Raw genomic sequence first — 13,990 nt, forward strand, 5'->3', positions numbered from 1 at the left:
GGGTATTCCCCCGTCCGCATTGATGGATTCCAATCGAGGAGAAGCCGAGATGTCGATTACGGCTCAGATGGTGAAGGAACTGCGCGAGGCCACCGGCGCGGGCATGATGGACGCCAAGAAGGCGCTGACCGAAGTGGCCGGCGATTTCGAGGCCGCCGTCGACTGGCTGCGCACCAAGGGTCTTGCCAAGGCCGCCAAGAAGGCCGACCGCGTGGCGGCCGAAGGGCTGATCGGCGTCGCCGTCACCGACGGGCGCGGCGTGGCGGTCGAGATCAACTCGGAAACCGACTTCGTGGCGAAGAACGCCGACTTCCAGACGCTGGTGCGCGAAGTGACCAAGGTCGCGTTGCAGACCGGCGACACGGTGGAGGTGCTGCGCGCGTCCGACCTGAACGGCCAGAGCGTGGAACAGACGCTGACCGACGCCATCGCCCGTATCGGCGAGAACATGACCCTGCGCCGGATGCATGTGCTGGAAGGCGACACGGTGGTGTCCTATGTCCACAACGCCGCGACCGAAGGCATGGGCAAGATCGGCGTGCTGGTGGCGCTGAAGGGCCCGGCCGACAAGGCGCAGGAAATCGGCAAGCAGTTCGCGATGCATATCGCCGCGACCTCGCCCCTGTCGCTGTCCGAGGCGACGCTGGACCCGGTGGTGGTGGAACGCGAGCTGCAGGTGCAGACCGCCAAGGCGCTGGAAGAAAACGCCTCTTCCGCCAAGCCGAAGCCCGAACAGGTGATCCACAACAACATCATCCCGGGCCGGATGAAGAAATTCCTGGCGGAAAACACGCTGCTCGGCCAGGCGTTCGTGATCAACCCGGATCTGACGGTGGAACAGGCCGCGAAAGAGGCGGGCGTCGAGATCACCGGCTATGCCCGCGTCGCCGTGGGCGAGGGGATCGAGAAGAAAGAGGAAGATTTCGCCGCCGAAGTGGCGAAGATGAACGCACGCTGAGCCTTTCGAGGCAGGGGGCCACGGCCCCCTCGGCGCGACGGACGGGGCCCCGCAGGCGATGCGGGGCCTTTTCGTTTGGGATGGGGGAGTGGCTGCTGTGCGGGACGAAGCGGTCGTTGGTGGGCCGTCAGTGTGGCCGCCACAAAGAAGGGCTTTAAGGGAGCAGACTATGACACGAAGTGGTGCCGTTCTGCTATGCCTGCTGATTTCAGGATGCGCTCAGGTGGATATAAAACGCCGGTCGTCCAACGATACTAATGGTCGGCAATATGCATATACAGCAGGAACCTTCTTTTATTCCAACAACATGGAAGTGCCTCGCAGGAGAATGCTAGAAGCTGCAGCGAGATTCTGCCAGCTACCCGTCGAAAGCGCTGAAACTCTAGTGGACTGGCGCGGGCCCTACGGCATACACGGGGCTTGGATGCTGGATTTTTCCTGTCCTACCCCATCCAACTGAACAGCAGCCAACTACCGCTAAGGACTCTTTCCACCCCAAAAACCAAAACGGTGCGGCCCTGGGGAGAGCCGCACCGCTTCCTTTCGCCTGCATTTGGGGAAACCAGGCGCGAAAGGTTTTGCGGCCGGGCATGCAACGATATGCGCCGCATGTCCGACCCCGGGCGAGCCCGGTTGCGCGGCACCAGCCTGAAATACGCGCCGATGCGTTGCCTGCTCCCTTGGCCAAGCCAACACTCACGGAACGGTTGCATGATGCAGGAGGACGTTACGTCAGGGTAGTAAGGGATTCCTTACCTTGCCATGTTCTGCGGTGCAGCGGGGTGGGGTGCGGCGAAAATATGGTTCATCATCGCGGCCTTGGCTACCGCATGGGCGGTGGTTTCCACATCCAGCGCCTCGCGCGCCAGCCGCAGGTGCTTTTCCACCATCGCGGGGGAAATCTGCATGATCTGGGCGATGTCCTGCGTCGTCTTGCCCTCTGCCACCCATTCCAGCGTCTCGCGCTGGCGCGGGCTCAGCGGGCGGCGCTGGATGGCGAAGGGCAGGTGGGTGATGCGCAGATGGGTGACGGTGCAGATGGTGTGGATCTCTTCGCCCTTTTCGGCCCAGACCGCATCCACCGCGTCCTGATCGAGCCCCGCCCGCGCCGTCAGCGCCATGGCGCCCTTGCCGCGGGGCACGAGGTCGGGAAAGCTGACGGTATAGCCCGCGGTCAGGCCGATGGCGCGGGCCTGATCCATCGCCGCGATCTCGTCCGATGACAGCAGGCCCGCGGCGCGTTGCTCGGCGCTCCACCGCCAGGATTGCGCGCCGGTGTTCTGCATCGCCCACCGGAACATGGGCGAGCGCATCAGCTGGCTCATCTCGCCTTCGCGCCGGGGCCGGCCGAGGCTGTGATTCGACAGAAAGATCGCGTCCGAGGTATCGACGGCGGACCCGTCGCGCAGGAAGCGGCTGAAACCATAGGTCACGCGGTCGAAGCCATAGGCGGCCATACGGGTCAGATGCAGTTGCCACAGTTCTTCGGGACTGCGCGCCTCGGCCACGCGCTGCATATGGGCCAGAGCACTGGTCACTGCGTTCCGTCCTGTCTTTCGCCCGGGCACAGCCCCACCCTCCGGGCGCGGGGCCCGAAGCGGTCAAGGTCGGCATGCCGGTTATCACCGTTTCCCCGACGCGGACTATACAGCGCCGCCCCGCCGGCTGTCGAGGCGGCAATGTCGCGCGGTCAGCCGGTCCTGCGCCGGGCGGTGTCGCGCCGCGTGGCGGCATGGGTCTGCGCCGTCAGGTCGGGGGCCAGCCGCAGCATCGCGTCGTACTGGGTCAGGAACACCTCGCCCGTCAGATCCTCCAGGAAATGCGAGCGTTTCAGCCGGTCCATCACCGGGCCCTTGACCTCCGACAGATGCAGGGCCACGCCGGAATCGCGCAGCATGGCGTTGATCGCCTCGAGGCTTTCCAGCGCCGAGGTGTCGATGTCGTTCACCGCCGGGCACATCAGCACCACATGGCGCAGCGCCGGGTTGCGGGCGACGGCGCCGTAGATCGTATCCTCCAGAAACCGGGCGTTGGGGAAATAGAGGCTCTCGTCCACCCGGATGGTCAGCACCTCGGGCGCGGTGACGACCTCGTGCCGGTCGATATTGCGGAAATGTTCCGTCCCCGGGACCTGACCCACCACCGCGACATGGGGCCGCGAGGTACGGTAGAGATGCAGCAGCAGCGACAGCGCCACCCCGGCAATGATCCCCGCCTCCACCCCCAGACCGAGCGTGACCAGGATCGTCGCCGCCATCGCCGCGAAATCGGTGCGCGAATAGGCCCAGGTGCGGCGCAGCGCGCCCGGATCCACAAGGCTGAGGACCGCGACGATGATCGTGGCGGCCAGCGTCGCCTTGGGCAGGAAGAACAGGAGCGGCGTCAGGAACAGCGTGGCCAGCGCCATGCCCACCGCCGTATAGGCCCCGGCGGCGGGCGTTTCGGCCCCGGCATCGAAATTCACCACCGACCGCGCAAATCCCCCCGTGACCGGAAACCCGCCCGACACCGCAGAGCCGATATTGGCCGCGCCGAGGGCGATCAGTTCCTGATCCGGGTCGATGCGCTGGCGCCGCTTGGCGGCCAGTGTCTGCGCAACCGAAATCGTCTCGACATAGCCGACGATGGCAATCAGCAGCGCCGGAACGGCGAGGCGCAGCCACAATTCCGGGTCCAGCGGGGGCAGGGCGGGCACGGGCAGGCCCTGCGGCACCTCGCCCACGATGGCGACGCCCTGGCCATGCAGCCCCAGACCCCAGGTGGCCAGCGTCGTCGCCGCCACCGCGAACACCGGCGCCGCCCGCGCGATCACCCCCGCCGGCAGATCCGCCAGCCCGCGCGCGCGCAGCCATCCCTTCATCCGGCTGCGCGCCCAGTAAAGGAACAGCGTGGCCGGTGCGCCGATCGCCAGCGTGATCCAGTTGATGCCGCCGAGCCCCGACAGGATGTTGCGCGCCAGTTCCACCAGCGTATGCCCGCCCGCGCCGATCCCCAGAAGATGCGGCACTTGCCCCGCCGCGATGATCAGCCCCGAGGCGCTGATGAAGCCCGAAATCACCGGATGGCTGAGGAAATTGGCGATGAACCCGAGCCGCAGCAGCCCCATCGCCACCAGCATCAGCCCCGACAGCGCCGCCAGCGCCACCGCCGCGCCCAGATATTCGGGCGTGCCCTGCGCCGTGAACTGCCCGACCGCGGCCGCCGTCATCAGCGATGCCACCGCCACCGGCCCGACCGCCAGCGCCCGCGCGGTGCCGAACACGGCATAGATCACCAAGGGCGCGATGGAGGCATAAAGCCCCACCTCCGCCGGCAGCCCCGCCAGCAGCGCATAGGCCAGCGACTGCGGGATCAGCATGATGGTGACGATCAGCGCCGCCAGCAGGTCGTTCATCAGGGTCTGGCGGGTATATGTCCTGCCCCAGTCCAGAATCGGAAAATATTTTTGCATCGCTGCGCCTGTTAAGCGGACAGCTTCTTCATATCATCCGAAACATACATTTCAAGATGCGAATATGTTTGCGGGGCAGGTCTGGGGTAGGGGGCGTGTCAGGGCGCGCCGCGTGCGACCTCTGCGGCGGCGCGGATGGCGCGGATGCGGGCGCCATAGCCCTCGGGCGCCGCGACCGACCCGGCCGAGAACACCGCAGAGCCCGCCACCAGCACATCCGCCCCCGCGGCGGCGACCAAGGGCGCGGTGTCCTCGGTGATGCCGCCGTCGATCTCGATATGGATCGGGCGGTCGCCGATCATGGCGCGCAAGGAACGGATCTTATCTATCTGGGAATGAATGAATTTCTGCCCGCCGAAGCCGGGGTTGACGGTCATCACGCAAACGAGGTCGATCATGTCCAGCAGATGCGCCACGGCGTCGATCCCGGTGCCGGGGTTGATCGCAAGGCCCGCCTTTTTCCCTGTGGCACGAATGGCTTGCAGCGTGCGGTGGATGTGCGGCCCGGCCTCCAGATGCGCGGTGATGATATCGGCGCCGGCGCTGGCGAAAGCCTCGATATAGGGGTCCACCGGGGCGATCATCAGATGCACATCCATCACGCCGCGCACATGCGGCCGGATCGCACGGCACATCTGCGGGCCGAAGGTGATGTTGGGCACGAAATGGCCATCCATCACATCGACATGGATCCAGTCGGCGCCCTGATCCTCGACCGCGCGACATTCGGCCCCGAAGGCGGCGAAATCGGCGGCGAGGATCGAAGGCGCGATCCTGATGCGGCGGTCGAAGGTCATGCGGTCCTCGCGGGTCAAGGGATGGCGGCGGTCTAGCGCGAAGGGGGGCACGGGTAAAGCCCGGGTTTGCGGGGGGCGAGCGGATCTGCAGAGGTATAATTTTTACATAATACCGATTATGCGTCTTTCATCCACCAATCCCCGCCCCTCATCCCGCCGGCAGCAGCACCGTGAACCGGCTGCCCTTGCCCTTTTCGCTTTCGATCTTCAGCCGCCCCCGGTGGCGCTGGACGATGTGCTTGACGATCGCCAGCCCCAGGCCCGTGCCGCCTTTCTCGCGCGAGCGGTGGTCGTCGGCGCGGTAGAAGCGTTCGGTCAGCCGTGGCAGGTGGATCGCGGCGATGCCTTCGCCGAAATCGGTGACGCTGATGCGTACCGCCGGGCCGCCGAGGGCCGCCACGTCGGTGCGGACGATCTCGATGTCCACCCGTTTGCCCGCGCCGCCGTATTTGATCGCGTTCTCGATCAGGTTTTGCAGCACCTGGGTGATCTGGTCGGCGTCGGCCGGCACCTCCACCCGTTCCGGCGCCGTCAGTGCCAGATCCACCCCGCCGGCCGCCGCCACGCCGCGCAGCGTGGCGACCGCGCCCTGGGCCAGCCCCACGACATCCACCCGCTGCGAAGGGCGCACGCGTTCCTCCGCCTCGACCTTGCCGAGCGACAGCAGATCCGCGATCAGCCGGTTCATCCGCGTCGCCTCGCGCTCCATGATCGTCAGGAACCGCAGCCGCGCTGCCGGGTCGTCGCGCGCGGCGCCTTTCAGCGTCTCGATGAAGCCCAGAAGCGCGGTCAGCGGCGTGCGCAGCTCATGGCTGACATTGGCGACGAAATCGCGGCGCATCGCATGGGCCTGTTCGATTTCCGACATGTCCTCGAAGGCGAGGCTGACGCCTTCGCCCGCCAGCGGCGTGACCAGCACGCGATAGATCGTGTCGCGGCTCGGCCCGGTGACGACGAGGCGGATCCGCTGCGCGCCCTGCCCGGCCAGCGCGCGTTCGACCGCGGCGACCAGTTCTGGCTGGCGCAGCGCGGTGGTGTAGTGGCGGCCTGCGGCATCCGCCCCCACCAGCGCGGCGGCGGGGGCGTTGGCGCGGCGGATGCGGGCGTCGGGGCCCAGAACCACCAGCGGCAGCGGCACGCCCTCCAGCAGCGCGGCCGGCAGGTCGGGGGTCTGCCCGCTCATGCCTGCACGCTGACGCAGGGGCAACCGCCGGACGGCGATGGAGCCGCTTGCCATCGGGCAAGGTGCTTTGTAACCTCCGCGCGGGTTTTGAAACGGATCTGCGGAAATGGCGCGCCGGGATGGGTTGGCATGGCAATTCGGGGCGCGCTGAGGTGGTGATCACGCAGGGAACGGCGCTGGCGATCGAGGTGCGCAACGCGCAATCCATCGTTTCGGCCTATGTGCCCCATTACGCGCTGGTCCTGACCCGCTTTGCCGCGCTGGATGCGGCGATGCTGGCGCGGGTGCAGCCCGATTGCGTGCTGTTTCCGCTGTTCGGGCCCAGTTTCGATGCGCATCAGGTGCTGGAACGGCTGCATGGCCTGCGGTTCCAGGGCACGGCCTGCGTGCTGACGCCGCATCTGCCCGCACCGCAGATGGTGCTGGAGGAGTTGCGGCGGCTGGCCGGGGCGCGGGATCTGACGCTGATGGAATTTCCCGCCCCCGGGCCGACGCAGCCCTGAGGGTTCAGCGCGCGGCAAGGCCATCGCGGAACCGCCGCATGTTCGCCTGATAGCCCGCGGCCCCGCGCAGGATGCCCGCCTGCGCCGCCGCATCCAGCATGCGCACCACCTTGCCCGGCGCACCCAGGACCATGGCGCCGTCGGGGATCTCTTTCCCCTCGGTCACGATGGCGCCGGCGCCGATCAGGCAGCCGCGGCCGATCTTCGCCCCGTTCATCACCACCGCCCCCATGCCCACCAGCGCGCCGTCGCCGATGGTGCAGCCGTGCAGGATCACCCGGTGGCCGATGGTGCAGTTTTCGCCGATGGTCAGCGGATAGCCCATGTCGGTGTGCAGCACGCAGTTTTCCTGCACGTTGGATCCCCGGCCGACCACGATTTCCTCGTTGTCGCCGCGCAGGGTGGCGCCGAACCAGACCGACGCGCCTTCCATCAGCACCACCTTGCCGATCACATTGGCGTCGGGGGCGACCCAGACGTCGCCGTTCGCGGGCAGGCGCGGTGCATGGCCGTCGAGTGCGTAGATCATTGGCGTTCCTCGAATTCGCGGTTCAGTCCCTTGACGAAATCCACCAGCACCGGCTGTCGGTTGCGGCGCAGACGTTCGGCCGTGACGATGGCGCGCAGGTCGGCCGCCGCCGCATCCAGATCGGTGTTGACCAGCACGTAATCGTATTCGGCCCAGTGGCTGATCTCGTCGCGCGCGCGCGCCATGCGGCCGGCGATGACCTCGGCGCTGTCCTGCGCGCGGGCGTGCAGGCGGTATTCCAGCGCCGCGATCGAGGGCGGCAGGATGAACACCGACACGACCTCGGCCCCGAGGGCGGAGTTGCGGATCTGCTGCCCCCCCTGCCAGTCCACGTCGAACAGCGTGTCGCGGCCGTCCAGCATCGCCTCTTCCACCGGGGCGCGGGGGGTGCCGTAGAGGTTTCCGAACACCTCTGCGTGTTCGAGCATCTGCCCCGCCGCCACCATCCCCTCGAACTCGTCGCGCGTTCGGAAATGGTATTCGCGCCCGTCAGCCTCGCCTGGCCGGGGGGCGCGGGTGGTGGCAGAGACCGAGAACCGGATCGTCGGGTCCCAGGTCATCAGCCGGTGCGCCAGCGTCGATTTCCCCGCCCCCGAGGGCGACGAGAGGATGAGAAGAAGGCCGCGCCGCTGCATGATCATTCCACGTTCTGAACCTGTTCGCGCATCTGGTCGATGATATGTTTGAGGTCAAGCCCGATCCGGGTCAGCGCCACCGCCTGCGCCTTGGAACACAAGGTGTTGGCCTCGCGGTTGAATTCCTGCATCAGGAAGTCGAGCTTGCGGCCCACCGGCCCGCCCTGCCCCAGCAGGCCGCGCGCGGCGGCGACATGGGCGTCGAGGCGGTCGAGTTCCTCGGTCACGTCCATCTTCACCGCGATCAGCGCCAGTTCCTGCGCCACGCGCGCCGGGTCGGCGCCGTCGGAATTTCCCAGCACGCGGGCGAGGTTTTCGCGCAAGGCATCGCCCATGCGGTCGCGCCGGGCCTCTGCCTCCACCCGCGCGGCGGCGACAAGGGCCGCGATGGCATCCAGTTGCCCGCCGATCACGCCCGCCAGCGCCGCGCCCTCTGCCGCGCGCATGGCGGTGAAATCGTCCAGCACCGGGCCGAGGTCGGCCAGCAGCGCCGCGCACAAGGCCGTCTGATCCTCGTCCTCCGCCCCGCCCAGTTCGGCCACGCCGCGCAGCGACAGCACCTCCGCCGCCGTGGGCGCGGCGACCGTCACCCCCGCCGCCTGCGCCTGCGCCGTCACCACGGCAAGCGCCGCCAGCGCCGACGACAGGCCCGCCGGGTTGACGCGCAGCCCCTCGCCCCCGCCCTCGCGGCTGATCTTCAGCGTCAGGGTGACATTGCCGCGCGCGATGCGGCGGGCGGCCTCGGCCCGCGCTGCGGTTTCCAGCCCCTCGATCGCCTCGGGCAGGCGCAGCCGCAGGTCGAGCCCCTTGCCGTTGACCGACCGCACCTCCCACCCCCAGCCAAGTCCGGCAAGCGCCCCCGCGCCCTGCCCGCGGCGGGCGGCAAATCCGGTCATCGACATCAGCGCGGTCATGGGCGGTCCTCGTGCAGTGCAGGTGCAGCAGACCACATCGCGCGCCCGGGCGAAAGCCCCGGGGATTCACCAATTGCGCAGAATCCCCGCCACCCTGCGCCGGGCGGGTGTATGTTAACGCCCGGGTAACGATTGCTGTGGCAGGATTAACCTTGCGGCGGGGGGATGCGATGGGGAAAGGGATCGGCGATGTGGTCACGCTCTGGGGCGGTGCGGGGATGAACGCCCTGCCCCCGCCCGAATTCGCGCAGCTTCGCGGCTATTGGGAAGGGTTGCGCCCCGCCCGCGGCCTGCCGCGCCGCGCCGACATCGACCCGCGCGGCATTGCCGCGATCCTCGACCGGGTGCTGCTGGTCGAACGCATCGCGCCGGGCCATGCGCGGATCCGGCTGGCGGGGATGCGGGCCTGCGATCTTCTGGGGATGGAACTGCGCGGCATGCCGCTGTCGGCGCTGGTGCTGCCGGGGTCGCGCCCGGGTTTCGCCACCGCGCTGGAATCGGTGTTCGCCACCCCCGCCATCGGCGATTTCACGTTCGAGGGCGAAAGGGGTCTTGCCCGCCCGGCGCTGTCGGCCCGGCTGCTGCTGTTGCCGGTGACGGGCCAGTCGGGCGCGCCCGACCGCGCGCTTGCCTGTCTGGCGTGCGAGGGGCAGGCCGGCCGCGCCCCGCGCCGTCTGGGCCTGCTGCGCGCGACCCATGCGCCGATCCCGGGGCTGGCGCCCCTGCCCGCGCCCGTATCCACGCCCGTACCCTCGCCCGTACCCTCGCCGGTGCCGGGGCTGGCCGAACCGCCCGCCGCCTTCACCCCCGCCCCCGGCCGCCCGCATCTGCGGCTGGTCGGGCGCGGGGACTAGCGGATCAGCCCACTGCCACGCGGCTGCCGCCGCGCTGCGCCGACAGCTCCTCGGCCACAAGGAAGGCCAATTCCAGCGACTGGCTGGCGTTCAGGCGCGGGTCGCAGGCGGTGTGGTAGCGGCTCGACAGATCCTCGTCCGTCACCGCGCGCAGGCCGCCGGTGCATTCGGTCACGTCCTTGCCGGTCATCTCGAAATGCACCCCGCCGGGGACCGTGCCCTCGGCCTTGTGCACGGCAAAGAACTCGCGCACCTCGCGCAGGACCGAATCGAAGGGCCGCGTCTTGTAGCCCGAGGCCGACTTGATGGTGTTGCCATGCATCGGGTCGCAGGACCACAGCACATTCGCGCCCATCTCGCGCACGACCCTGATCAGCCGCGGCAGGTGTTCGCCCACAGTCCCGGCGCCGAACCGCGCGATCAGCGTCAGCCGCCCGGGTTCGTTTTCCGGGTTCAGCACGGTGATCAGCCGCTTGAGGTCGTCGCCCGACAGGCTCGGCCCGCATTTCAGCCCGATGGGGTTCTGCACCCCCTTGCAGAAGGTGACATGCGCCCCGTCCGGCTGCCGCGTGCGGTCGCCGATCCAGATCATGTGCCCCGACCCCGCCACCGGCAGGCCGGTGGTGCTGTCGATGCGGCACAAAGCCTCTTCGTATTCCAGCAGCAGCGCCTCGTGGCTGGTGTAGAACTCGACCGAGGCGAGCGTATGCGCGTTTTCCGGCGTGATCCCGGCCGCGGTCATGAAGTCGAGCGCGTCGGAAATCCGGTTCGACAGTTCGCGATAGCGTTCGGCCTTGTCATGTTCGGCAAAGCCGAGCGTCCAGCTGTGCACGCGGTGGATGTCGGCGAATCCGCCGGTGGAAAAGGCGCGCAGCAGGTTGAGGCTCGCCGCCGCCTGCGTATAGGCCTGCAACATGCGCTGCGGGTCGGGGATGCGCGCATCGGCGGTGAAGTCGAAACCGTTGATGATGTCGCCGCGATAGCTCGGCAGTTCGACGCCGCCCATCGCCTCGGTCGGGGCGGAACGGGGCTTGGCGAACTGGCCGGCCATGCGGCCCACCTTCACCACCGGCACCTTGGCGCCATAGGTCAGCACCACCGCCATCTGCAACATGACGCGGAACGTGTCGCGGATGTTGTCGGCAGAGAATTCGGCGAAGCTTTCGGCGCAATCGCCCCCCTGGAGCAGGAAGGCCCGCCCCTCCGCCGCCGCCCCGAGCGCCTTTTTCAGCCGCCGCGCCTCGCCCGCAAAGACCAGCGGGGGATATTTCGCCAGCTGCGCCTCGACCGCCTTCAGCGCCGCCGCGTCGGGATAGTCGGGCATCTGCACGCGCGGGCGGTCGCGCCAGTCGGATTTGGTCCAGCCCTTGGGTGCGGTGGTCATCTCGGCTCTCCGGCTTCGTCACTGGCCTTGCATATAGACCCCGCTGGCCCCCGGTGCAAACCGGAATGGCCGGGCGATGATCCGGCGGTGGTGCGGGTGGAGATGTCGGGGGCCTCCGGCGGGGATATTTAGGGACAGAAAGTGAACAGGGGCGGCCCCTTATCCACTTTCTGTCGTTAAATATCCCGCGGGGGTCCGGGGGTGCGAAGCCCCCAGCGCCGCCCGTGCCATCAGCCCGGCGTGATGCGGAAGGCGGCGCCCTGCCCCACCGACAGGAACCAGATCGCGCCGTCCGGGGCCTCGCGCAGGTCGCGGACGCGGGCGGTTTCCGGCGTCGCGATGCGGGTCTGCGCCCATCCGCCGGGGCCGGGGGCGGCGGGGTCGAGGCGCGCGATATGGTCGGATTTCAGGCTGCCGATCAGGTGATGGCCCGCCCAGTCCGGGAACATCCGGCCCGAACAGACGGCATGGCCCGAGGGCGCGATGGAGGGGTCCCAATAATGCGCCGGCTGTTCCATCCCCGGGGCCTTGGTGCCGGTGCCGATCTTCGCGCCCGAATAGTCGCGCCCCCAGGTGATTGCCGGCCAGCCGTAGTTCGCGCCCGGGCGGATGCGGTTCACCTCGTCCCCGCCCCGCGCGCCATGTTCCGACAGCCAGAGCGCACCCTCCGCATCGAGCGCCATGCCCTGCGGGTTGCGGTGGCCGTAGCTGTGGATTTCGGCCAGCGCGTCGTCGCGGCCGGCAAAGGGCGCGTCGGGGGGAATGCCGCCCGCACGGGTGAACCGCAGAAGCTTGCCGTTGTGGCGCGTCAGGTCCTGCGCAAGGTCCCTCTGCCCCCGGTCGCCGATGGTCAGCGCCAGCGTGCCGTCCGGCAGTTCCGCGATCCGGCCGCCGAAATGCTGCCCCGCCCGGCTGCCCGGCATCTGGAACAGCACCCGCAGGTCCGCCAGCCGCCCGGCCGGCAGGTCGAGCCGCGCGGCGGCCAGTGCCGTGCCCGCGCCCGCCCCCTGCGGCGCGGCGTAGCTGAACAGGATCTCGGCCGTCTGCGCAAAATCCCGCGGGATGCAGAGGTCCAGAAGGCCCCCCTGCCCCCGCGCGGCGACCTGCGGCAGCCCCTCGACCGCGCGGCCCTCGGCCCCCGGGGCCGCGAAATGGCGCAACCGGCCGTCGCGTTCGGTGATCAGGAAGCCGCCATCGGGCAGAAAGCCGATCGCCCAGGGTTCCGCCAGCCCCGCCGCCACGGGTTCGATCCGCAGCGGCGCGGGCGCGGCGCGCAGCACCGCGGGCGCGGCCAGCGCGGCGACGACGCCGCCCGCGAGACAGGCCAGCACCTGCCGGCGGCGGGGGGCGAAAACGGGGTTCCCAAGGCTCATTTCCCACAGATGGGGCCTTTGGCGCGCCAATCCAGCCCAAAACTGCCGCAACGCCAACCGCGCAACATCTTTTCTTTCGAAACCACCCGCTCTAGGCTGCGTCAGGGCTAACAAACAATTCAGGGAGACACGCAATGCGGAAACTGATGCTCGCCACGACCGCCATGGTTGCGCTGGCCGGGGCCGGGCAGGCCGAAGAGGTCAAGATCGGGGTCATCCTCGGCTTCACCGGCCCGCTCGACCAGATCACGCCCAACATGGCCAACGGCGCCGAACTGGCCATCAAGGAAGCCAACGAGGCCGGGAACTTCCTGAACGGCAGCACCGTGGTATCCGTCCGGGCCGATTCGACCTGCGTCGACGCCGCCGCGGCGACGGCGGCGGCGGAACGGCTCGTCACCTCGGACAAGGTGAATGCGATCATGGGGGCGGATTGTTCCGGCGTCACCGGGGCGATCCTGCAGAACGTCGCGCGGCCGAACGGGATCGTGATGATCTCTCCCTCGGCCACCTCGCCGGGGCTGAGCACGGCAGAGGACGACGGGCTCTTCTTCCGCACCGCGCCCTCCGACGCGCGTCAGGGCGAGGTGATGAGCGACATCATGCTGGAACGCGGCATCAAGACCGCCGCCGTCACCTATGTGAACAGCGACTACGGCAAGGGGCTCGCCGACAGCTTCCAGGCCGCCTATGAAAAGGCCGGCGGCAAGGTGACGATCTCTGCCGCGCACGAGGACGGCAAGGCCGACTACAACGCCGAGGTGGGCGCGCTGGCGTCGGCGGGCGGCGATGCGCTGGTGGTCGCGGGCTACAACACCGGCGGCGGGCTCCACATCATCCGCACCGCGGTGGAAAACGGCGCGTTCGAAACCTTCGTGCTGCCCGACGGCATGGTGGGCGGCGACCTGACCTCGGCGGTGGGCCCGGATCTCAACGGGTCGTTCGGGCAGAAGCCGGGGTCGGACAGCGAGGGTGTGGGCATCTTCGCCGAACTGGCCGCGGCCGCGGGTTTCCCGGGCGATGCGACCTATGCGCCCGAATCCTACGACGCGGCGGCGCTGATCCTGCTGGCGATGCAGAAGGCGGGGTCGTCCAGTTCGGCCGACTTCAAGGCCGCGGTGATGGATGTCGCCAACGCCCCGGGCGAAAAGATCATGCCCGGCGAACTGAAGAAGGCGTTCGACATCCTCGCCGGCGGCGGCGACATCGACTATGTGGGCGCGACCGCCGTGGAACTGGTGGGCCCGGGCGAGGCCGCGGGCAGCTTCCTCGAAATGGAAGTCAAGGACGGCGCCTTCGCGACCCTCGGCGCACGCTGAGCCCTTGCCATCGGGACCGGCCCGGGTGTGCGCCCGGGCCGGTCCTGCCAGAAACAGGGCGGGCGGCCCCACGGGGAAACGCCGGTCCAC

General features: G+C 68.8%; 13 protein-coding genes. 4 read left to right on the forward strand and 9 right to left on the reverse strand.

All coding sequences use genetic code 11. From position 1 onward, the window contains the following. Window positions 1-49 precede the first annotated feature (49 nt). Window positions 50-958 carry a translation elongation factor Ts gene (tsf, locus tag RGD00_RS09860; protein ID WP_310457158.1) on the forward strand — a complete coding sequence of 303 codons (909 nt, stop codon included), beginning with the start codon at window positions 50-52 and terminating at the stop codon, window positions 956-958. Window positions 959-1,710: 752 nt separating this feature from the next. Here tsf and RGD00_RS09865 read toward each other — a convergent pair. The 4 genes from RGD00_RS09865 to RGD00_RS09880 all read right to left on the reverse strand — a co-directional run bounded on the left by RGD00_RS09865 (window position 1,711) and on the right by RGD00_RS09880 (window position 6,389). Further along, window positions 1,711-2,496, reverse strand: coding sequence for a helix-turn-helix transcriptional regulator (locus RGD00_RS09865; protein WP_310457159.1), 786 nt, complete (start codon window positions 2,494-2,496; stop codon window positions 1,711-1,713). Window positions 2,497-2,648: 152 nt separating this feature from the next. After that, the gene (locus tag RGD00_RS09870) at window positions 2,649-4,409 is read right to left on the reverse strand and encodes a SulP family inorganic anion transporter (RefSeq protein WP_310457160.1); all 1,761 of its coding nucleotides are present in this window, start codon (window positions 4,407-4,409) and stop codon (window positions 2,649-2,651) included. A gap of 98 nt (window positions 4,410-4,507) precedes the next feature. Then, entirely contained in the window at window positions 4,508-5,206 is a 699-nt protein-coding gene (gene rpe / locus RGD00_RS09875) for a ribulose-phosphate 3-epimerase (protein WP_310457257.1), read from the reverse strand. Window positions 5,207-5,354: 148 nt separating this feature from the next. Beyond that, on the reverse strand, window positions 5,355-6,389 hold the full coding sequence (locus tag RGD00_RS09880; protein ID WP_310457161.1) for a sensor histidine kinase: 1,035 nt from the start codon (window positions 6,387-6,389) through the stop codon (window positions 5,355-5,357). A gap of 119 nt (window positions 6,390-6,508) precedes the next feature. Between RGD00_RS09880 and RGD00_RS09885 the strand changes: the two genes are divergently transcribed. After that, complete coding sequence (locus RGD00_RS09885) at window positions 6,509-6,892, forward strand: hypothetical protein (RefSeq protein ID WP_310457162.1); 384 nt, start codon at window positions 6,509-6,511, stop codon at window positions 6,890-6,892. Window positions 6,893-6,896: 4 nt separating this feature from the next. On the opposite strand, the gene RGD00_RS09890 is transcribed toward RGD00_RS09885, so the two are convergent. Genes RGD00_RS09890 through RGD00_RS09900 form a run of 3 tightly spaced genes read right to left on the reverse strand, consistent with a single transcriptional unit; the run spans window position 6,897 to window position 8,970 of the window. Next, complete coding sequence (locus RGD00_RS09890; RefSeq protein WP_310457163.1) at window positions 6,897-7,421, reverse strand: gamma carbonic anhydrase family protein; 525 nt, start codon at window positions 7,419-7,421, stop codon at window positions 6,897-6,899. Continuing rightward, window positions 7,418-8,056, reverse strand: a complete 639-nt coding sequence (gene gmk / locus RGD00_RS09895) for a guanylate kinase (RefSeq protein ID WP_310457258.1) — start codon at window positions 8,054-8,056, stop codon at window positions 7,418-7,420. Before gmk ends, RGD00_RS09890 begins: the two co-directional genes overlap by 4 nt. A gap of 2 nt (window positions 8,057-8,058) precedes the next feature. After that, the gene (locus tag RGD00_RS09900; RefSeq protein WP_310457164.1) at window positions 8,059-8,970 is read right to left on the reverse strand and encodes a YicC/YloC family endoribonuclease; all 912 of its coding nucleotides are present in this window, start codon (window positions 8,968-8,970) and stop codon (window positions 8,059-8,061) included. A gap of 170 nt (window positions 8,971-9,140) precedes the next feature. On the opposite strand from RGD00_RS09900, the gene RGD00_RS09905 reads away from it, so the two are divergent. Continuing rightward, window positions 9,141-9,824, forward strand: a complete 684-nt coding sequence (locus tag RGD00_RS09905; RefSeq protein ID WP_310457165.1) for a PAS domain-containing protein — start codon at window positions 9,141-9,143, stop codon at window positions 9,822-9,824. 4 nt (window positions 9,825-9,828) lie between these two features. Here the strand turns inward: RGD00_RS09905 and RGD00_RS09910 are convergent, their stop codons facing one another. Continuing rightward, complete coding sequence (locus RGD00_RS09910) at window positions 9,829-11,208, reverse strand: class II 3-deoxy-7-phosphoheptulonate synthase (RefSeq protein WP_310457166.1); 1,380 nt, start codon at window positions 11,206-11,208, stop codon at window positions 9,829-9,831. Window positions 11,209-11,438: 230 nt separating this feature from the next. Then, complete coding sequence (locus RGD00_RS09915) at window positions 11,439-12,581, reverse strand: PQQ-dependent sugar dehydrogenase (protein WP_310457167.1); 1,143 nt, start codon at window positions 12,579-12,581, stop codon at window positions 11,439-11,441. 134 nt (window positions 12,582-12,715) lie between these two features. On the opposite strand from RGD00_RS09915, the gene RGD00_RS09920 reads away from it, so the two are divergent. After that, on the forward strand, window positions 12,716-13,900 hold the full coding sequence (locus RGD00_RS09920; RefSeq protein ID WP_310457168.1) for an ABC transporter substrate-binding protein: 1,185 nt from the start codon (window positions 12,716-12,718) through the stop codon (window positions 13,898-13,900). Window positions 13,901-13,990 lie beyond the last annotated feature (90 nt).

This window comes from Ruixingdingia sedimenti (assembly GCF_031432425.1).
Classification (GTDB): Bacteria; Pseudomonadota; Alphaproteobacteria; order Rhodobacterales; family Rhodobacteraceae; genus Ruixingdingia; species Ruixingdingia sedimenti.

What these genes read in the sequence shown, in the direction of transcription:
- tsf (WP_310457158.1), top strand. Translation starts at nt 50, where the DNA reads ATGTCGATTACGGCTCAGATGGTGAAGGAACTGCGCGAGGCCACCGGC.
- RGD00_RS09870 (WP_310457160.1), bottom strand. Translation starts at nt 4,409, where the DNA reads ATGCAAAAATATTTTCCGATTCTGGACTGGGGCAGGACATATACCCGC.
- rpe (WP_310457257.1), bottom strand. Translation starts at nt 5,206, where the DNA reads ATGACCTTCGACCGCCGCATCAGGATCGCGCCTTCGATCCTCGCCGCC.
- RGD00_RS09880 (WP_310457161.1), bottom strand. Translation starts at nt 6,389, where the DNA reads ATGAGCGGGCAGACCCCCGACCTGCCGGCCGCGCTGCTGGAGGGCGTG.
- RGD00_RS09885 (WP_310457162.1), top strand. Translation starts at nt 6,509, where the DNA reads ATGGGTTGGCATGGCAATTCGGGGCGCGCTGAGGTGGTGATCACGCAG.
- RGD00_RS09890 (WP_310457163.1), bottom strand. Translation starts at nt 7,421, where the DNA reads ATGATCTACGCACTCGACGGCCATGCACCGCGCCTGCCCGCGAACGGC.
- gmk (WP_310457258.1), bottom strand. Translation starts at nt 8,056, where the DNA reads ATGCAGCGGCGCGGCCTTCTTCTCATCCTCTCGTCGCCCTCGGGGGCG.
- RGD00_RS09900 (WP_310457164.1), bottom strand. Translation starts at nt 8,970, where the DNA reads ATGACCGCGCTGATGTCGATGACCGGATTTGCCGCCCGCCGCGGGCAG.
- RGD00_RS09905 (WP_310457165.1), top strand. Translation starts at nt 9,141, where the DNA reads ATGGGGAAAGGGATCGGCGATGTGGTCACGCTCTGGGGCGGTGCGGGG.
- RGD00_RS09910 (WP_310457166.1), bottom strand. Translation starts at nt 11,208, where the DNA reads ATGACCACCGCACCCAAGGGCTGGACCAAATCCGACTGGCGCGACCGC.
- RGD00_RS09915 (WP_310457167.1), bottom strand. Translation starts at nt 12,581, where the DNA reads ATGAGCCTTGGGAACCCCGTTTTCGCCCCCCGCCGCCGGCAGGTGCTG.
- RGD00_RS09920 (WP_310457168.1), top strand. Translation starts at nt 12,716, where the DNA reads ATGCGGAAACTGATGCTCGCCACGACCGCCATGGTTGCGCTGGCCGGG.